This is a genomic window from Dyella flagellata, assembly GCF_030160275.1.
In the GTDB taxonomy this organism is placed as follows: domain Bacteria; phylum Pseudomonadota; class Gammaproteobacteria; order Xanthomonadales; family Rhodanobacteraceae; genus Dyella_B; species Dyella_B flagellata.
In genome coordinates this window covers 43,219-62,838 of the sequence record NZ_BSOA01000014.1, presented here as the reverse complement: position 1 = coordinate 62,838, position 19,620 = coordinate 43,219, and the positions used below count along the sequence as shown (strand labels likewise).

The 19,620-nt window shown below is 62.8% G+C and carries 14 protein-coding genes; 2 read left to right on the top strand and 12 right to left on the bottom strand.

Going from position 1 to position 19,620, the window contains the following annotated elements:
* Positions 1–19 precede the first annotated feature (19 nt).
* Entirely contained in the window at positions 20–484 is a 465-nt protein-coding gene (locus QQJ96_RS08175; RefSeq protein WP_284331491.1) for a hypothetical protein, read from the bottom strand.
* Positions 485–1,074: 590 nt separating this feature from the next.
* On the opposite strand from QQJ96_RS08175, the gene QQJ96_RS08170 reads away from it, so the two are divergent.
* Both QQJ96_RS08170 and QQJ96_RS08165 read left to right on the top strand, forming a co-directional pair.
* A complete protein-coding gene (locus QQJ96_RS08170; protein ID WP_284331490.1) occupies positions 1,075–2,226 on the top strand; it encodes a DUF3667 domain-containing protein in 1,152 nt (383 codons plus the stop codon).
* A 375-nt stretch (positions 2,227–2,601) separates the two neighbouring features.
* On the top strand, positions 2,602–4,776 hold the full coding sequence (locus QQJ96_RS08165) for a primosomal protein N' (RefSeq protein WP_284331489.1): 2,175 nt from the start codon (positions 2,602–2,604) through the stop codon (positions 4,774–4,776).
* Positions 4,777–4,788: 12 nt separating this feature from the next.
* On the opposite strand, the gene QQJ96_RS08160 is transcribed toward QQJ96_RS08165, so the two are convergent.
* The 11 genes from QQJ96_RS08160 to QQJ96_RS08110 form a co-directional block, all read right to left on the bottom strand.
* On the bottom strand, positions 4,789–6,186 hold the full coding sequence (locus QQJ96_RS08160) for an efflux transporter outer membrane subunit (protein WP_284331488.1): 1,398 nt from the start codon (positions 6,184–6,186) through the stop codon (positions 4,789–4,791).
* 175 nt (positions 6,187–6,361) lie between these two features.
* Positions 6,362–7,573: an efflux RND transporter periplasmic adaptor subunit gene (locus QQJ96_RS08155; RefSeq protein ID WP_284331487.1), complete on the bottom strand. Its 1,212-nt coding sequence runs from the start codon at positions 7,571–7,573 to the stop codon at positions 6,362–6,364.
* Complete coding sequence (locus QQJ96_RS08150; RefSeq protein WP_284331486.1) at positions 7,563–10,799, bottom strand: efflux RND transporter permease subunit; 3,237 nt, start codon at positions 10,797–10,799, stop codon at positions 7,563–7,565. Before QQJ96_RS08150 ends, QQJ96_RS08155 begins: the two co-directional genes overlap by 11 nt.
* 167 nt (positions 10,800–10,966) lie before the next feature.
* Complete coding sequence (locus QQJ96_RS08145) at positions 10,967–12,355, bottom strand: sensor histidine kinase (protein ID WP_284331485.1); 1,389 nt, start codon at positions 12,353–12,355, stop codon at positions 10,967–10,969.
* The gene (locus tag QQJ96_RS08140; protein WP_284331484.1) at positions 12,348–13,022 is read right to left on the bottom strand and encodes a response regulator transcription factor; all 675 of its coding nucleotides are present in this window, start codon (positions 13,020–13,022) and stop codon (positions 12,348–12,350) included. The genes QQJ96_RS08145 and QQJ96_RS08140 overlap by 8 nt, the downstream gene beginning before the upstream one ends.
* A gap of 181 nt (positions 13,023–13,203) precedes the next feature.
* A complete protein-coding gene (gene rpoH / locus QQJ96_RS08135) occupies positions 13,204–14,061 on the bottom strand; it encodes an RNA polymerase sigma factor RpoH (RefSeq protein WP_284331483.1) in 858 nt (285 codons plus the stop codon).
* 202 nt (positions 14,062–14,263) lie between these two features.
* A complete protein-coding gene (gene ung, locus QQJ96_RS08130) occupies positions 14,264–15,001 on the bottom strand; it encodes a uracil-DNA glycosylase (RefSeq protein WP_404649424.1) in 738 nt (245 codons plus the stop codon).
* Between the two features lie 17 nt (positions 15,002–15,018).
* Entirely contained in the window at positions 15,019–15,867 is an 849-nt protein-coding gene (locus tag QQJ96_RS08125) for a response regulator (protein ID WP_284331482.1), read from the bottom strand.
* A gap of 178 nt (positions 15,868–16,045) precedes the next feature.
* Positions 16,046–17,017 (bottom strand): permease-like cell division protein FtsX, encoded by a 972-nt coding sequence (gene ftsX, locus QQJ96_RS08120; RefSeq protein WP_284331481.1) that lies wholly within the window; start codon positions 17,015–17,017, stop codon positions 16,046–16,048.
* Entirely contained in the window at positions 17,014–17,691 is a 678-nt protein-coding gene (gene ftsE, locus QQJ96_RS08115) for a cell division ATP-binding protein FtsE (RefSeq protein ID WP_284331480.1), read from the bottom strand. Before ftsE ends, ftsX begins: the two co-directional genes overlap by 4 nt.
* Positions 17,692–17,809: 118 nt before the next feature.
* Entirely contained in the window at positions 17,810–19,477 is a 1,668-nt protein-coding gene (locus QQJ96_RS08110) for a DEAD/DEAH box helicase (RefSeq protein WP_284331479.1), read from the bottom strand.
* Positions 19,478–19,620: the final 143 nt, after the last annotated feature.

Here is a 19,620-nt window from a genome sequence, read left to right as displayed (position 1 = left end):
CGTCGCCGGATATGGCGCCTTAATCCACAACCTTGAACTGAGGCGTGACGGAGAGATAGCCCGTCACTGCGCACGTTCCGAAACGACCGTCGAGGAAAATCTGGCTATTGCTGTTATTGATCGTTGCGTCGACGTTGCCCGAACAAGTACCCAATGGGCTTCGCACAGTGACGTTGTGGATCACCGCGGCGGTAGTCGAATTGAGCGATACCGGCCAGGGCAGGCCGGATGCCGTGATCACGTTACACATGGGACTACCACCTGAGAAAGTAGCTTGAGTTACCGTAACGTCACCACTGCCATCGGTGACCAGCACGAAACTGGAATTGCAGGGAATATGCAGACCGGACTGTGTCATCGTAGTGGGACCGGTCGCGGTAAAGGTGGTGTTGAAGGGGACGGCATGAGCTGCAAAAACCGGCGCAGCCAAAACTACACCGACAGCCAATGCGGAACCTTGTAACAGCGTCTTGATCACAAACATGTGGATCCTCCTTGTAAGTTGAGCGCACGCGCGCCCGAGCAAACCGCTCGCCCCAACCGGTACCGGTGTTGGCTAACAGATCGCAATTCTTTAAGAGAAACGGCTGTTTTTACTTAGGGGCCAAGCCTCTTGAAGAGGCGGCCTGCGTCACTGGCCACGAAGCAAATTACGCAAGCGTGACGCTAGATATACTAGCTTCGCGTCAAGGGATTCCTATAAAAATTGTTGCAAAATATGTATTCATCCCATGCTCTATGAACTTTCACAGGAATGTTTACCGCACGCTTGCGCGCAGGCCATACGCGACATCGAACTGTATCTCTGAGCTAACTTGCTCATCGAAAACCTAGCAAAGCACAGCCGTGCTCTTGCCCTGGTCGAGCCAAATTGATGCGGTCAGCATGCACGGCAATTTCTGGTTAGCCGGCGCCCTCTAGAACGCCTCGTCTGAATCGGCTCAGCGCCTGGCGGCGATACGCCTGGGCCAGCTGTCCCCAAGCGCGCCAGGAGGCCATCCAGTCCAAATTCCCTATTCCCTATTTCCACCGCAGCCGCCAAGATTCGAAGCTGCACCAAGGGGAACGCTAGCGATGAAGGAACTGACCTCCCACGAAGGCGCGCTTTGCGCCAACTGTCAGGCGCCGCTGCAGGGCGAGTATTGCCACCATTGTGGCCAGTCGGTGCATAGCGTTCTGCGGCCGGTGCATGGGCTGTGGGAAGAGTTCTTCGAGACCTTCCTGCACGTCGACGGGCGCATCCTGCACACGATCCCGACGCTGTTCCTCAAGCCGGGTTACCTCACGCTGGAATATTTCAGCGGGCGGCGGGTGCGCTACATCGCGCCGTTCCGGCTGATGTTCGTGTTGTGCCTGCTGTCCTTCTTCACCTTGCACCTGGCCACGGACGTGCTTACCCAGCGCATCCAGCAGCGCCACCAGAACACCTTGCTGGCTGACCAGGGCGCTGATTTTTCGCAGGCACAGACGGCCAAGGAAGTGCAGCATCAGCTGGACAAGCAGTTGGATGCGCTGGAAGCCACGCGTGCCGTCGGCAATCCCGCGATCGTCACCCAGGTCGATCAGGCAGAGCGGAAGCTGCGTGAGCGCGCCAATGCCAGACTGGTCGAACTGGGCGCACCCGCTGGCGCGTCGACCGCCAGCGCTGCACACCCCGACGAAGAGGACACCGGAAGCTCAAAGATGCCGGTGCACCTCAGCTGGGCGCCCGACTTCGTCAACGACCGTCTTGCCGAATTCGCCCGCAACGTCAAGAAAAACGGCAACGCGCTCAGCCACGGCAGCCAGGCCGAACGCCGCGAAGCCTGGGATCGGCTCGCGACCGGCACCTATGGCGCGCTTCCCGGCACCATGCTGGTGCTGGTACCCGTGTTCGCCTTGCTGCTGAAGCTGTTCTATGTCTTCAAGCGTCGGCTCTACATGGAGCACCTGATCGTCTCCCTGCACAGCCACGCCTTCCTGTTCATCAGCCTGCTACTGATCGTGATCACCGGACTGCTCAACAGCTGGCTGAGGCCATTGGCTGCGTGGGCGGGGTACGCGGCCGGTACGCTGCAGATCGCCCTCATTCTGTGGGTGCCAGCCTACCTGCTGATCATGCAGAAGCGGGTCTATCGCCAGGGCTGGGTGATGACCGCCTTGAAATACTGGCTCGTCGGATGGTGCTATTTCTGGCTACTGGTGCTGTTTCTGGTAGTCGCCGTGGTCCTGGGGCTGGCCCACTGATTGTCATTTTCGGAGCCCTATAACCCCGGTTTTGCACAGCGTCAAGGTATTGACATACTTCTGTGTCAAGTCCGTGAGTCTGGCCGGCATGAATCCAAAGCATCCATTCAATCCATTGATTTAGTTGAAGATTTCAAGGTGGTCAAAAGTTGAACAGCCTGTCACAAGGGCCGCTCTGACGCGCGAAACAGCCCCCTCTCAACGGCACATCCACAGACTTATCCACAGGTCTTGTGGATAACGGAAAAACCCAGTGCCGATGAGCCACTTAGCCGTTTTTCCTAGATGACAGAGCAGCAATCGCTGGCAAGCTTGTCATCCAGTGCTGACACCGCCTCCTCTAAAGAGCCCGACTACCGCGCGATACACTCAGCCATGCCATCCGTTTTTCGTATCGCCTTACCGGTTCCTCTTCCCACCTTGTTCGACTACCTCCCGCCCACCGTGGGCGAACCGGGTGTGGGTAGTCGTGTACTGGTGCCGTTTGGCCGCAGCAAGGCCGTCGGGGTGGTGGTGCAGGCGGATGTGCCGGCCCAGGTCGGCAGCGCAAAACTGAAGCGGGTGTTGCGCGTGCTGGATGATGCCCCCCTGCTCGACCCCGAACTGATGCAATCGCTGGCTTGGGCAGCCGACTACTGGCTCGGCGCACCGGGCGAGGCGTATGCGAACGCCCTGCCGTTGCTGTTGCGTGAAGACAAGCCGTTGCCGGAAACCCAGGAACCGATCTGGGCGTTGACTATCGCCGGCCGCAGCGCGTTGGATGCAGGTAGCCGCAGAGGCGGTAGTCAGGCGCTATTGCAAACCCTGCTGGCCGGACCGATGTCCGCCTCCGGGCTGGATACCGCTTTGCCCGGCTGGCGCCCCGCAGCGCGGCGCTTGGCCGAAGCCGGCCTGATCGAGCGCGGCAAGGTGATGCCGGCGCCAGGCTTTTCTGCCAGCGCACCCAAGCTCAGCATGCATGCGGAACAAGAGGCTGCGGTTGCCGAGGTGACCGAAGCGTTCGGCCGATTCCAGCCATTCCTGCTCGATGGCGTCACCGGCAGCGGCAAGACCGAGGTCTACCTATCGCTGATCGAACGCAGCTTGGCGGCAGGCAGGCAAGCGCTGCTGCTGGTACCTGAGATCGGTCTTGCGCCACAGACTGTACGACGCCTGCGCGAACGGCTCGGCGTACCAGTGGAGGTACTGCATTCCAACCTCGCCGAAGGAGAGCGCGCCCGCGCATGGCTGCGCATGCGCTCGGGCGAGGCGAAAGTTGTGTTGGGTACGCGCTCGGCGGTGTTCACGCCGCTGCCGTATGCCGGGTTGATCATCGTCGACGAAGAACACGACGGTGCCTACAAACAGCAGGAAGGCTTCCGCTATCACGCGCGGGACTTGGCCTTGGTGCGCGCGCGCGCCTTGCAAGTGCCGGTGCTGCTGGGCTCTGCCACGCCATCGCTGGAAAGCCTGGCAAACGTCGAAGCTGGCCGTTACCGTGCACTGCACTTGCGCTCGCGTCCCGCCGCCACGCAACCGCCGCGGGTGCAAATCATCGATATGCGGGCGCAGCGGCTTGAGCATGGCCTGTCGCCGGCGCTGCTGCACGCGGTCGACGAAACCATTGCGCGTGGCGAACAAGTGCTGGTGTTTCGCAATCGCCGCGGCTACGCGCCGGTGTTGCTGTGCCACGGCTGCGGCTGGCATGCCGAATGCCCGCGCTGCGAACACGCCCTTACCTTACATGCAGCGTGGCGCAAGCTGGTATGCCATCACTGTGATCTGCAAGCACCCGTGCCCGCTGCCTGTCCGGCGTGCGGCAGCCAGGACCTGAAACCGCAAGGCCAAGGCACTGAGCGGCTGGAAGAAGCGCTCGCCGCGCATTTCCGGGCAGTGCCGGTGCTGCGCATCGATCGCGAGACCACTCGCCGACGCGATGCGTTCGAACAGTTGCTGGGCAATCTGCAGCAAGACGCGCCGGCCATCCTGGTTGGCACGCAGATGTTGGCCAAAGGTCACGATCTGCCCAATCTCACCCTGGTGGCGATCGTCGGTGTGGACGAAGGCTTGCTCAGCGTCGACTTCCGTAGCGGCGAACGCCTCGCGCAATTGGTGGTACAAGTGGCAGGACGCGCGGGGCGCGCACGCAAGCCGGGGCGCGTGCTGCTGCAAACCCACCATCCCGATCATCCGCTGCTGCGCACGTTGCTGGCGCAGGGCTATGCCAGCGCGGCAAAAGAACTGCTTGCCGAACGCCGGCAAACCGGGCTTCCGCCTTACGGCCACCAGTTGCTGCTGCGTTGCGAAGCACATCAGCGTGCGACGGTCGATGCCTTCCTTGCCGAGGCCTGTGCTGCCTTGCCGGTGGTCGACGGTTTGCAGATCGCCGGTCCCATGCCAGCACCCATGCCGCTACGTGCGGGGCGCCAGCGCGGCCAGTTGTTGATCGAATCGGCCAGCAGGCGTGACCTGCATGCCGCCGCCCGGCCGTGGTCGATGCTGTTGGCGCAGTTGCCTAACGCACGCAAGGTGCGCTGGTCGCTGGATGTGGATCCGATCGATTTATATTGAATCGGGCCCAGCCTACTTGCTACTTGCCGCATCACGCGTCCACCCGCCTCCTACTGCACGAATCAGGCCCACACTGGCCTGCAATCGCCGTGTGCGAATCGTCTCCGCACTGCGTTGCGCCGACAGCGCGGCGGTTTGTGCCGTGACCACATCCAGGTAATTGACGATGCCTTCGCGATAGCGGTTGGTGGCGATGTTCAAAGTCTGCTGCGCGGCGGCGAAGGCCTGATCTTCCTGCTGCGCTTCGGTGCCCAGTTGCTGCAGCAACGCCAGGTCGTCCTCCACTTCGCGGAAGGCGGTGAGCACGGTTTGACGATAGTCGGCCGAAGCTTGCGCAAATTGCGCATGCGCCTCGCGCAACTGCGCGCTACGCAGGCCGGCATCGAAAATGTTCAGCGTAGCCAGCGGCCCCAGTGCCCAGAATCGATTGCCGATCGCGAGCAGGTTGTTCATGCCGGTGTTCTGGAAACCGTAGCTGCCTGACAGGCTCAGATCGGGAAAGAACGCAGCACGCGCCACACCGATGCTGGCGTTGGCGGCAAACACGCGCCGCTCCGCAGCGGCGATGTCCGGGCGCCGCTCCAGCAAGCCGGAAGGCACTCCGACTGGCGTCATCGGCACCTTCAGCTGATCCTGCTCAGATGCAACCGAGAAGCTCGATGCCGGCTCGCCGACCAGCGCCGCAATAGCGTGCTCAGACAGCGCACGCTGCGCCATGACATCGGTCACCTGAGCCTGTGCATCTTCGAGCTGCGCCTGCGCCCGCGATACATCGAGGCCGGAAGCCACACCACCGCTATGACGGTTCTCGGTGAGCACGAGGGCACGCTGATAAGCCTTCAAGGCATCCTGCAAAATGCGCACCTGAATATCGTAACCGCGCAGGCGCACGTAATCGCCGGCAAGCCGCGCCTCCAGGCTCAGCTTGGCCGATGCAAGATCGGCCTGGGCCGCCTGCGCCAGCGCGCGCCCCGCGCTGACTTCGTTGCGGATGCGTCCCCACAGATCCAGATCGTAACTGGCCGCAATCCCGACCGTGTCGCTGTCGTATTCGTCGGGTTGATGGCTGCCGCGCAAGGGGCGATCGTCCGATTGGCGTGCGCGCAGCGGATTGGCCATCGCGTCCACATGCGGAAACAGGCCTGCGGCGAACTGGCTTTCGAAGGCACGTGCAGCGTCATACCTGGCCAGGGCAGCCGCCAAACTCGGATTGTCGGCATCGAGCTTGGCTTCCAGCTGGCTCAAGCTGGCGTCGTCATACACCGTCCACCAGTTTCCATGCGGCGTTTCGTCGGCGGGTGCGGCGACCTTCCAGGCCGTGTCGCCCTCTTTGAAATTCGTCGGCATCGGCGGCAGCGTCGGCGCGTGATAGGCAGGTGCCAGCGAGCAGCCGCCAAGCATCGCCAGCATGAAGACCACGGGCAAGCGATTGGGGAAACTCTGAATAAGTTCAGAGTTTCCGCGGGCCAAGGAAGGCCCGCCGCAGATCTGGCACGCAAGTGCCTGATCTGGCGTAGCCGCGTCCGGGCGTGTACCGGACGCGGCGCGTCTGAAAAAGTCCGTGACGGACTTTTTCAGACCATCCTTAGAGAGCCGATGCACCATGTTTCTCCGTGTCGTTCGCGGCCAGGTTCTGGTCCGCATCCGTTTCCACGCTTACCTTGTCGCCGTCCATCAGCGAATCGGATGGGTTCTCGATCACCCGATCGTCCAGGCTCAAGCCCTGGTCGATCTGCAAGCTGGTGCCCATGTCCACCGCGATGTGCACGTCGTGCAAATGCGCACGACTATCGGGCCCCAACACTGCCACCTGCGCCCCCTTGTCCCGGAAGATCAGCGCGCTGGACGGCACGCTGACAATGTGCGGATCGACTGCAAGGCCCAACTGCACATCGGCGTAATCGCCAGGCTTGAGCGCACCGTCGCCGTTGTCCGCCACGAACTGGGCCAGCAGGCTGCCGGAGCTCTGGTTGATGGCGTTGGAGTTGCCGATCAGCGTGGCCTGGAACGGACGTCCAGGCAGTTCGGGCACGTGCAGCGTGACCTTCATGCCCGACTTGATCTCGTTCGCCTCCACCTCTGGTACCGGCACATACAAGCGCATGCGCCCGGTGTCGGCCACGGTAAACAACTCGGGGCCGCTTTCGTTGTTGGCGGTGATCAAGTCGCCCACGTCGGTACGGCGCGCGGTGACCACACCGTCGAACGGAGCCACGATCTTCTTGAACGATTCCAGCGCCTGCAATCGATCCACATCCGCCTTCGCCGCCAGCACGGTCGCCTGCGCGGCGGCTGCTTCCCCGGCTTTTTCATCGGCCTCCTGTTTGGAGACCGAATCGGAACCCAGCAAATGCTGCCAGCGCCTGGCCGTGATGTTGGCCAGGTTGGCGTCGGCCTGTGCCTTGGCCAGCACGGCCTTGGCCTGCTCAAGCTGCTGGTCGAGTTCCGGCGTGTCGATCACGGCGAGCACGTCGCCTGCCTTCACTTTGTCGCCGATGTCCTTGTACCAGGCCTTCAGGTAGCCATTGACGCGCGCATGGATCGGTGCGCTGTTCCAGGCCTGCAAATGGCCCGGCAAGGTGATGACATGCTCTTTGGCCGGATCTGCCGCGGGCGTAATACGCACGCTGGGAATGAGCTGCGCATCGGTCCATTGCACCAGCTGCTGATGCTCGCGAAAGCGAATGCCAAGACCGAGCGCCACCGCAAGCAATGCTATCGCGGCGCCACCGATGCCGACAGCCCTCAGATGCCTGGGTTTCTGGGCGACTTGTACGTGGGCGGGGTTATGCGACATGGGGAATTCCCGGAACGGAGTTCAAACGCGCGGCGGGCTGCTCGCGGCCATGCACGATGCTGAAGACCACCGGCACGAATAGCAGCGTGGCGAAAGTAGCGAACAACAGGCCGCCGATGACCGCGCGACCCAGCGGCGAGTTCTGCTCCTGCGTCACCGCCATCGGCAGCATGCCGATGATCATCGCCAAGGCCGTCATGCATACCGGGCGAAAGCGCGTGAAGCCCGCTTCCAGGGCGGCCTTGACCGCATCGCCGTGCTCGGCCAGGCGCTCACGCGCGAAGCTCACCACCAGGATCGAGTTTGCCGTCGCCACACCCATGCACATGATCGCGCCCGTCAAAGCTGGTACGGACAACGTGGTATGCGTAATGAACAGCGTCCATACGATACCGGCGAGTGCAGCCGGCAGCGCGGTAATGATCACGAATGGATCCAGCCACGACTGGAAATTCACCACGATCAGCAAGTAGATCAGCACGATGGCGCCCAACAGTCCGAACAGCAAGCCGGAGAAGGCATCGTTCATGGCGGTGACCTGGCCGTGCAACTGCACGAGGGAACCCTTGGGCCGGTTTCCGGCCTCCGCTCTCAGCAGTTGCTGGATGTCGCTGGACACCGCGCCCAGGTCACGCCCTTGCACGGCGGCATAGACGTCGAACGACGGTGCGATGTTGTAGTGGGTCACCACCGCCGGGCTCGCCGTGCGCTTGATGGTTGCCAGCGCACCAAGGATTTGCCGTGCCCCGGTGGCCGAGGAAGTGACCGGCAAGCTTTGCAATTGGGACAGCGAATCGATGCGATATTGCGGCGTTTGCGCCACCACGGCATAGGACACGCCATTGGCAGGATTGAGCCAGAACACCGGCGCCACCTGCAGGCTGCCGGCCAGCGAGGCCACCATGCTATTGGTGACATCGTGTTCGGTGATGCCCAGCTCGTTGGCGCGCACGCGATCCACATCAACATTCAACTGTGGCGCGCCCGTGGATTGCTGCAGACGTACATCGGCGATACCGGGAATCTCGCGCATTTTGCGCAGCAGCTGTAGCGCATACGCTTCGTTGGCCGCGTTGTTGCGACCGGAGATTTTCACGTCCAGCGGTGCCGGCGCACCGAAATTGAGGATTTGGCTGACCATGTCGGCCGGCAGGAAAGCGAAGGTGGTACCGGGAAATTCACGTGGCAGCACGCCACGCAATGTCTTCACGAATTGCGCGCTAGGTGCGTGCCCTTCCTTCAGCAGCACCTGGATGTCCCCGTCTTGAGGGCCGACGGTTCCGCTGTTGTTGTAGACCATGTTGGTCCCGCTGAGCGGCAGGCCGATATTGTCGATGATGCTGTCGAGCTGGCCCGGTGGAATCACACGCCGTATCGCCGCTTCGACGCGATCGAACTCGGCGGCGCTGTCCTCTATGCGCGTGCCGACCGGCGCGCGCACATGGATGGCGATCGCCTCGGAGTCCGTGGTGGGAAAGAAATCGCGCCCCAGAAACGGCGCCAGCGCGAACGACACCAGTACCACGGCCAGGAAGCCAATCACGAACCGGCGGCGTGCCGTGAGCGCTAGCGACAGGCTGCCATAGTAGGCATCGCGCAGACCGGCGAAGCGGTGCTCGAAATTCTGCTGGAAGCGCACCAGGGCTCCGCGCAACCATCCGCGCCGCATGGAAGGATGCTGGTCGCCTTCGTGGTGGTTGATGTAAGGATCTTCCGGATGGTCGCCCGGAGGAGGTTCGGTGACGTGCGGCTTCAACAGGTACATCGCCATCGTCGGCACCAGGGTGCGCGACAGTACGAACGAAGACGCCATGGCGAAGATCACCGCCAGCGCCATCGGCCGGAACAGGAATCCGGCGATGCCGTTGAGCATGAACATCGGCACGAACACGATGCAGATGCACAACAGCGACACGAAGGCCGGCGTCACGATCTGCTTGGCGCCATCCATGATCGCCGTATGCACATCCTTGCCCTGCTCCAAGTGCCAGTTGATGTTTTCGATGGTTACCGTGGCGTCGTCGACCAGGATACCAACGGCAAGCGCCAGGCCGCCAAGCGTCATCACGTTGAGGGTTTGCCCGAAAGCGGCAAGCAGGGCAATGGCCGAGAGCACCGCGAGCGGGATCGACACCGCAATGATCACGGTGGAGCGCCAGCTGCCCAGGAACACCAGAATCATCACCGAGGTCAGCAAGGCCGCGATAATGCCTTCGCGCGCGACCGACGCGATCGCGCTGCGCACGAAGATCGACTGATCGCCCAGCAGCTTCACCTTCAGCGAGGACGGCAGCGTCTCTTCCGCGAGCGGCAGCAGCTTTTTGATGCCAGCCACCACATCCAGGGTCGATACGTTGCCGCCCTTCAATATCGGCATCAGCACGGCGCGATGGCCATCCACCCGGACTACGTTATTTTGCGGCGGCGAACCGTCGCGCACGTGCGCGACCTGGCCGATGGTGATGGTGGCGCCGTCCACCGTCTTGATCGGCAGGTTGTTGAGTTCCTCGATCGCGCTCGGACTGTCGTTGAGATCGACGGTGTATTCGTTGCTGCCGATCTTGATGTCGCCCACCGGCACGATCTGGTTCTGCGCTGCCAGGGCGTTGCCGACGTCTTGCGCCGACAAGCCCTTGGCCGCCAACGCCTGCGGGTCCAGATCGAGCATCACCTGGCGCTGCTTGCCACCGTACGGCGTGGGAATCGCGGTGCCGGCCACGGAAATCAGCGTGGGGCGCAGGAAGTTCTGCCCCTGGTCGCGGATCTTCTGCTCACCCAGCTTGGTGCTGGACAGCGCCAGCTGCAGCACCGGCACGGTGGAGGCGTTGTAGTTGATGATCTGTGGCGGCGTGATGCCCGGCGGCATCTGCTTGAGCACGGTCTGCGAAATCGAGGTTACCTGCGCAGTGGCGGTGCGCACGTCCACGCCCGGCTGGAAGAAGATCTTCACCACGCCGATGCCAGGCAGTGATTGCGATTCCATGTGCTCGATGTCGCTGACCGTGGAGGTGAGCGAACGCTCGTAGTAGTAGATCACGCGGCCGGACATCGCACTGGGCGATAGGCCGTTGTAGGTCCACACCACGCTGATCACCGGGATGCCGATGTTCGGGAAGATATCGGTGGGAGTGCGCAAGGCCGCCAGCGGGCCGACGATCAGGATGAACAGCGCAAGCACGACGAACGTGTAGGGACGTGCGAGAGCGACGCGGACCAGACCCAACATCCCAAGGCTTCCAGCAGGCTAGAACAATGGCGCCTATTATCCGGATCGCTGTGACGCAGCACCTTTCGCTGGCATGAAGATTGTTTCATGCATGAAAAAAGTTTCATGCAAACTGTCATGCCACTGCAACCTGGCGCTGGTTCCCAGGTCGAGGTGCAAACCCCGGCCTATAGCAGGCGACATGTCATCACCATCCGCGTGCCGCCCCGCCCGCCTTCGATACGCAGCTCGAAGTCGTGCAATTTCGCGATGGCGGCAACGATGCTCAGCCCCAGCCCATGGCCTGCAGCCGTATCGAGTCCGCCCTCGCCGCGATAGAAACGTTGCCACACCGCCTGGCGTTGTTCTTCCGGGATGCCTGGGCCGCTGTCCGCCACTTCCAGCTGCGCCATATCAGGTCCGACGCGTTTTGCGCTCAGCGCCACGCTGCCGCCTTGCGGGGTGAACTTGATGGCGTTGCTCACCAGGTTGCCGATGGCCTCGAACAGCAGATCCGGATCCGCCTGGGCCAACAGGCCCGGCTCGGTTTCCATGGCAAAATGCAATGACTGATCTTCGGCCAGCGGTGCGTAAAGCTCATGCACGTGCTCCAGCGTCTGTCCCAGATCGACGGCAATGAAGCCCTCGCGCCGCCGCCTGTCTTCCAGCTCGGAAATGCGCAACAGTGCCCGGAAGCGCGCCAGCACTTCATCGATGTCGCTGACGCATCGCTCGATCAGCGCTGCATGCGGATCTTCCTCTCCCATTTGCTGTTCGACGCGATACAGCTGCGAACGCAGCCGTGTGAGCGGCGTGCGCAGGTCGTGTGCAATGTTGTCGCAAACCCCCTTCACTTCCCCCATCAGGCGCTCGATCTGGTCGAGCATGTCGTTGACGATGGCCGCCAGCCGATCCAGCTCGTCGCCACGATTGCTGACGGGCAGGCGCCGGTGCAGATCGCCCTGCATGATCAGCTGCGTGGCCGATTCGATCTGCCGGATGCGCCGGCGCGGTGCGCGGTTGAGGATCAGGCCGCCGATCAGGCCAGGCACCAGGGTGAACGAAAGCCCCCACCATAAGGCATGCCAGATGATGCCTCCTACCCGGGCGGCGATACGCGTGCTGTGCGCCAGCACCAGAATCTGGCCGTTATGTAGGCGCACGGCGATCACCGAGATGGCTGGCGTCTTCGGAGCGAGCGGGCCGCTAACGACCTGTTCGGTCGGCAGGCGCAACGTCACCAGATCGGGTTGGACACCGGGCGGCATCTGCAGGATGTCCCCGTACAGCCACTTGCCGCCGGCATCGAACAAACCCCAGGCGTTGTAGTTGGTTGCCTCAAGCACGACATAGTCGTTGAGCGCGACCATCATGTGCTCTTGGTCGAGGCTGCGCAGGTAGCTCACCTGCTGCTTGAGCTGCATCCCGGTACGGTTTTCCAGGTAATGGCGGGTTTCCCAATAGATGAAACCGAATAGCACCGTGCCCCAGATCACGAAAAACACGCCATAGGCCAGCAGCAGGCGCGAGGTGGTGTTGCGCCAGTGGATCGACCAGCCTTTGGCCGGGCTAGCCAAGCCGGTAGCCCGAGCCGCGCACGGTGCGGATGAGGGGTGGATCGCCCTCGTTGTCGACCTTGCGGCGCAGCCGCGCAATATGCACGTCGATGAGGTTCGTACCCGGATCGAAACGCAGGCCCCATACGCTTTCGAAGATCATTGCCCGGGTCAGCACCTGACCGGGATAACGCATCAGGAATTCCAGCAGGCGGTACTCGGTGGGCAGCAGCGTCAGTTCGCGGGCACCGCGGCACGCCGTTCGCGTGATCATGTCCAATTCCAGGTCCGCCACGCGTAGCCTGGTTTGTGCGGGATGTTTCTGCTGGTGCCGACGCAGCAGAACTTCGATGCGGGCAGCCATCTCATCCGGCGCGAAGGGCTTGGTGAGATAGTCGTCGCCACCGGCACGCAGGCCACGCACGCGCTCGTCCACGTCGCCGAGCGCACTGATCATCAACACCGGCGTGCTGATGCCTTGCTCGCGTAGTTGCTTCACCAGCGTTAGACCGTCCATGCCGGGCAGCATCAGGTCCAACGTAATCGCGTCGTAGCGCGGTTCCAGCGCACGCTCGAATCCCTGTCGGCCATTGTGCACGCGATCGGCACTGATGCCGTGCGCAGCGAGCTCCAGCACGATTTCGCGTGCGGTGATCTCGTCGTCTTCGATGACCAGGATATGAGGCACGGTCCGCCTTGGAGATGCTTTGATCTATTCCACGTATGCGCGTCTGCCTGCGCGTAGGCTGGGATGACAATCCCAGCATCAGCGGGGCATGGGCATGGTAATGCTGGGACTCGTCCCAGCCTACGAACACAAAACGGCCTCCGCCAGGGAGGCCGTTTTAGGTAACCGCATCAGTACCGCTTCAGGCAGCGAACAGCCCGCGCATTTTCTTCATCGCGTTGGCCTCGACCTGACGGATGCGTTCAGCCGATACGCCGTACTCATCAGCAAGATCTTGCAGCGTTGCCTTATCTTCATTCAGCCAACGGCGCTGGATGATGTCGCGCGAACGCTCGTCCAGCTTCTGCAATGCGTTCGATAGAGTTTCGAGCTGGTTGTCGGTCTGGTCGGCCTCCGCCACGCTGTCGTAAGGATCGGCGCCCTCGTCGACCAGGAACGCCTCCGGCGCGGGCTTGGCCTCTTCCTCGGCATCGGCCGGGGCTTCAAAACCGATGTCGCGACCGGACAGGCGCGATTCCATCTCGCGGACGGTGGCTTCCGGCACACCCAAGTCCTTGGCGACCATGCGCACTTCCTCGGCGTTCATCCAGCCCAGGCGCTTCTTGCTCTTGCGCAGGTTGAAAAACAGCTTGCGCTGCGCCTTGGTGGTCGCCACCTTCACGATGCGCCAGTTGCGCAGGATGAATTCGTGCATTTCCGCGCGAATCCAATGCACGGCAAAGCTGACCAGGCGCACGCCCTGGTCGGGGTCGAAGCGCTTGACGGCCTTCATCAAGCCGATGTTGCCTTCCTGGATGAGGTCGGACAACTGCAGGCCATAACCGTTGTAGCCGCGCGCGACGTGCACCACGAAACGCAGGTGCGACATCACCAGCTTGCGGGCTGAGGCGAGGTCACTGTCCTGCTGGTAGCGGCGCGACAGCTCCTGCTCTTCTTCCTGGCTGAGCACCGGGATGCGGTGCACCGCCGAGATATAGGCGTCCAGGCTGCCAACGAGGCTGGGAACCGGCAGATTGGCCGTCACCAAGGCTTGAGACATGTTGGAACCTCCTGAAAGTGGGGTTGAGCTTAGCACTCTGGTACTTTGAGTGCTAAAGGCACCAGCAAGTTCCGGCACCTTTTATGTACTCAATAGTACATGAATTCTCGCAGCTTGTCCATGTGGGGTGGATGCCGGGCTTAGCGGTTTCAAGTGTGACTTGTGGGCAGTGAATCCCGGGTTTGGGGGCTGGTCGCCCCCATCAAACCGCCTCCAACGCAGCCCGGGGCGGCAGGGACCAGTCGATCGGCGCCTGGCCGTTGGCCTGGAGATAGCGGTTGGCGGCGGAGAAATGCCCACAGCCCAGGAAGCCCCGGTGCGCGGACAACGGCGAAGGATGCACCGATTTCAGCACCGCATGGCGGCGGGTATCGATAAGCTGGCCTTTGCGCTGGGCGTATGAGCCCCACAGCATGAACACGATGCCCTCGCGCTCACGGTTGAGGGCGTCGATGACCGCGTCGGTGAAGCCCTCCCAACCCTTGCCCTGGTGCGAGGCGGCCAGGCTGTGCTCCACCGTAAGCACGGCGTTGAGCAGCAACACGCCGCGATCGGCCCACGGAGTGAGGCAGCCATGATCTGGAGGGGGCGACCCCAGGTCGCGCTGGATCTCCTTGAAGATGTTGACCAGCGACGGCGGCGCCGGCACGCCTGGCCGTACCGAAAAACACAAGCCGTGCGCCTGGCCTGGGCCGTGGTAAGGGTCCTGCCCCAGAATCACCACGCGCACCGCTTCGAACGGCGTGTGGTTGAAGGCGTTGAAGATCTCAGGCCCCGGCGGATAGATCACCTTCCCGGCGCGTTTCTCCGTGCGCAGGAATTCGGACAGCGCGCGCATGTCCGGACGTTGCAGGTAGTCGCCGATGCGGCCTTTCCAGGATGGCTCAAGCTTGATCCGTGTTTCTTCACTCATCGGGGTGGCGGGTTGTTCAGTAGCCATCCCCGCATGATAGGAGATCAGAGCGCTCCCGCGCTCTCCCGTGCGCGCAGATGCTGCGCGACCCGCAACTGGAACAGCAGCTTGGTAATCAGCAGTTTTTCTTCGACCGGCTTCTCCACCAGATCGTTGGCGCCGGCGCGGATCAGCGCGGCCTGGTTGTCGGGATTTTCATCGCCAGTCATCACCAGCACCGGCAACTTGCCCTTGCCGTAACCGAATTCGTTACGGATCCGCTTGAGCAGGTCGCCACCGGTCAATTCGCCCTTGAGGCTCACGTCGGTGAGCACGACATCCGCACCAACTCCTCCTTGCGCACGCTCGGTTTCGAGCAGGGCGAGCGCATCCTCCACGCTCACCACATGGCGGACGGTGAGTCCGATCTTTTCCATCATGCGGCGCGTCGCCAATGCGACCACCCGGCTGTCTTCCACGTACAGCACCACGCCCTCGGCAGCGCTTTCCGGACGCACGTAGCCACGGATGAATTCCGCCAACGCCTGGAAACCGAGCGACTTGTCGAAATAATCGGTGACATGCTCGCCCAGTGCGCGGCGGTGCAGCCGGTCGTCGACGTCGCCGGAAACCACCACGATCGGCACATAGATCTGCGGCGCGGATTCGCGCACGTAGCGCGCCAGTTCCAAGCCGTCCATATCAGGCAGGCGCAGGGCGATCGTGATGAAGTCGAACACGCCGCTCTCCAGCAGCTTATGCGCTTCGGCGCCGCTACCGCAGTCCACCACTTCCGCCTGTGGCAACTCCTTGCGCAGCACGCGTGTGATCAGCTGGCGGACCACCTTGGAACCGTCCACCACCAGCACGCGCAGTGCGGCGCTCAGATCACGATTGCTGATGCTTGCACTCATCGAAAGAACCCCACCATCCCGGTCTAGCATTGCTTCCCTGCATGAGCATTCGGCAGGCACCCCCTGCGCCTGTAGGGCACCCATTCTATCCGTGCCGTAGAAATGGCCGATATAGTGACCCATAAAGCTGTAAAAGAGCTGCGACCGGCTTCACCGCAGGGGGTATTCGCGTTGGATCTCAGGCGGCCTTGCGTAATTGCCAGGCACTGACCAGCCGTGCCCCCAGCCAGCCCAGGAAGGCGGCAGCCCCCGGCACCGCCAGCAGCAGCCAGGGCGGCAAACCGCCCAGGCGCAGCGTCCCTGCGTAGACCTGGCTCAGCTTCGCCACCGGCTCGGCCAAAGCGAATTCAATGACCAGCGCCAGTCCCACCGCCAGCATCCCGCTGAACAGGCCATACCAGATGCCCGCATACAGGTAGGGACGCCGCACGAACGCGCGGCTGGCGCCTATAAGCTTGAGCACGCCGATCTCTTCGGCGCGGCTGGTAATGTCCACGCGCACCGTGTTGCCTACCACTAGCAGCACCGCCAGCGCGAACAAGGCCGCCAGGAGCAGAACCACGCGATTGCCTACGCCCAGCAGCGCGTCCAGGCGCTGCCGCCACGTACCGCTGTCCTGCACCATATCCACACCCTGCATGCCACGCAGGTCGTCTACCAGCCGGCTGGCCGCGTCGGCGGATATCCCTGCCTGCGGCTGTACTTCGAGCACGAACGGCAGCGGATTGTCATCCAGCGCATGCAGGGCATCGGAGAAACCCTGCATCTTGCTGAGTTCGTCCATGCCCTGCTGCGGTGACTTCACAGCGACGCTCGCCACCCCGTCGTGCTGTCCGACCTGTTTGGCCAGCAGCTGCGCATTGCCTGCCACCTGGTCGGTTTTCAGGAACACGTTGATGACCTGGTTGCGCCCCAACGCCTGCCCAAGCGATTGCACGTTCGACAGCAACAAATAGAACGCCAGCGGCAAAGCGAGCGCCAAGCCCATCACCGCGATGGTGAGCAAGCTGCCCACCGGCTTGGCGGCAAGGCGGCGCAAGCTTGCGCTCGCGCTCCAGCCATGATGCTCGCTCCAGCTCGAAAACGGACGGCGATGGCTGCGCTCGCTGCGGGTGGGCAGCGGGGCCTGCGTATCGGTCGATGCGCTCATAGCACTTCCTCCGCCGCAACGTCGGCGACCAGCCGGCCATGATCGAGCACCACCACACGCTTCTTCACGCGTTTGATCAGCGGCAGATCGTGGCTGGCAACCAGCACGGTCGTACCTACCTGCTGGAACTCGGCGAACAGGCTCATGATTTCAAAAGCAAGCTGCGGATCGAGATTGCCGGTAGGTTCGTCGGCGATCAGCACGCTCGGCTTGGCCACGATGGCGCGCGCGATGCCCACGCGCTGCTGTTCGCCGGTGGACAGCGAGGCGGGCAACTGCCGTTCGTAATCGAGCAAGCCGACTTTTTCCAGCGCCGCGCGCACCCGGCGGCCGCGCTCCAGCGGCGCAACGCCGCCTATCACCAGTGGCAATTCGACATTGGCGAACACGCTGCGATCCATCAGCAGTCGATGATCCTGGAACACCATGCCCAAGCTGCGGCGCAGCCTGGGGATCCCGCTTGAACCGATCTTGGAGAGATTCTGGCCGTCGAGCGAGACCACCCCATGCGAGGGACGTTCGATCAGCGCGAGCAACTTGAGCAAGGTGCTCTTGCCCGCGCCGGAATGCCCGGTCACGAACGCCATCTCGCCCTTGGCGACTTCGAACGTAAGCTGCGAAAGGGCTTCGTGTCCCCCTTCATAACGCTTGCTGACTTGATCGAAGCGGATCACGCGTTCCCCGTCACCCTGATTGGATGGCCGCAAGGATAAGCGATGCGTAGGCTGGGATGACAATCCCAGCTTTGCACGCGGCATGCGGATGCTGGGATTGCCATCCCAGCCTACGCGTTCAGCTGCCGGTGAACAGGCGCGCCAGGCGACGGAAGAAGCCGATTTTCTTCGGCGCCGGCGGCTCGCCCGACGGCGACTGCGCCACCACTTGTCGCGAAGGACGACTGCTACCCGTCGCGTTGACCTGATTGACGGCCACCTCCGCTGCCGGTGCCGCACCCGCGGGACGACGGCCGCGACCGCCACGACGACGGCGGCGCTTGCCTTCGCCACTTGCGCCTTCGTGCCCTGCTGCAGAGACGGCTTGCGCCCGAGTCACAGGCGCAGCACTGCTATTTGCGTCCGCCCCCTGCTCCTCACGCGGTTTGCGCGGACGATCGTCACGGCGCGGCCGTTGTTCGGACGAACCGGCGTGTTCGCCCTGGCGACCGCCACGACGCCCGCGCGAGCCTGAGGGCTTGCTGTCGCCGCGAGGGGTCACCTTGTCGCCGAATGCCGCACTGTCCGCCGCGGCCTCGGCGGCGAACTGAGGATCGATCTGCTTCGGTGTGGGCATCACCAGCAGTTCCGGTTCGAGATTGGCCACCGGAATCTTCTGGCCGATGTAGGTCTCGATCTCGGGCAGCGACATCGCGTAGAGATCGCAGGCGAAGCTGATCGCATCGCCTTCCGCGCCGAGGCGCGCGGTGCGGCCGATGCGGTGGACATAATCCTCGGCATCCTGCGGCAGGTCGTAGTTGAATACATGACTGACGGCGGGGATATGCAGGCCGCGCGCGGCAACATCGGTGCATACCAGGACGTCGAGCTGACCATCCTGGAAGCGCTGCAGCAGCTTCTGGCGCTTGAGCTGCGGCACGTCGCCGGACAACGCGCCGACGCGGTAGCCCTGGCGCTTCACGCGCTCGGTAATGCGCTCGGCGGCGGCCTTGGTATTGACGAAGATGATGCTGCGCTCGGCCTTGGTGCGCTCAAGCAGGTTGAGCAGCAACGGCATCTTTTCTTCCTTGGCTGGGAAGTACACCTGTTGGCGCACGCGGTCGGCCGTGACGTTATCCGTTTCCACCACCAGCTTTTCGGCGTTGTGCATGTGCTCGTAGGCCAGCTCCAGCACGCGGTGCGAAAGCGTGGCGGAGAACAGCAGCACCTGGCGCTGTTCCCGTACCGGCAGGCGGCGGAAGATGAAGCGCACGTCCTTGATGAAGCCGAGGTCGAACATGCGGTCGGCTTCGTCGATCACCATGACTTCCACGCCGTTGAAGCCGAACACGTTCTGCTTGTAATAGTCGAGCAGGCGGCCGGGCGTGGCGATGATGATGTCGCAGCCATCCTTCAACAATTGGCGCTGCTTGTCGTAGTCGACCCCGCCATAGATCAGCGCCGTGCGCAGGCCGGTGTAACGGCCGATGTTCTTGGCGTCTTTCTCGATCTGGATCGCCAGTTCACGCGTGGGGGCGATCACCAGTGCGCGCGGATCGGAGTCCTTGCGCTCGGCCACGGCCGGCTGGGTGAGGAGCCGGTTCATCATCGCCACCAGGAAGGCGCAGGTCTTGCCGGTGCCGGTCTGGGCCTGGCCGGCAACGTCGCGGCCGGTCAGCGCCATCGGCAGGGTCAGCGCCTGGATCGGCGTGCAGCGTGCAAAGCCGGCCTCATCAAGGCCTTGCTGCAGCAGGGGATGCAAGTCGAATTGGGTAAAGAAGGTTTCGGTAAGGACTGTTTGAGACATGAAAGGGGAATCTGGTAAGGACCGGCGACCAAGCGCTTGGGCCCGGTCCCGCAGTTAGTCTTGATCAACCTTGGGACGGGTGGATAGGTGCGGCGCGCTGCAATGGCGGGCGCCGAAGGCGCAGCAAAGCCCGCTGGCATAGG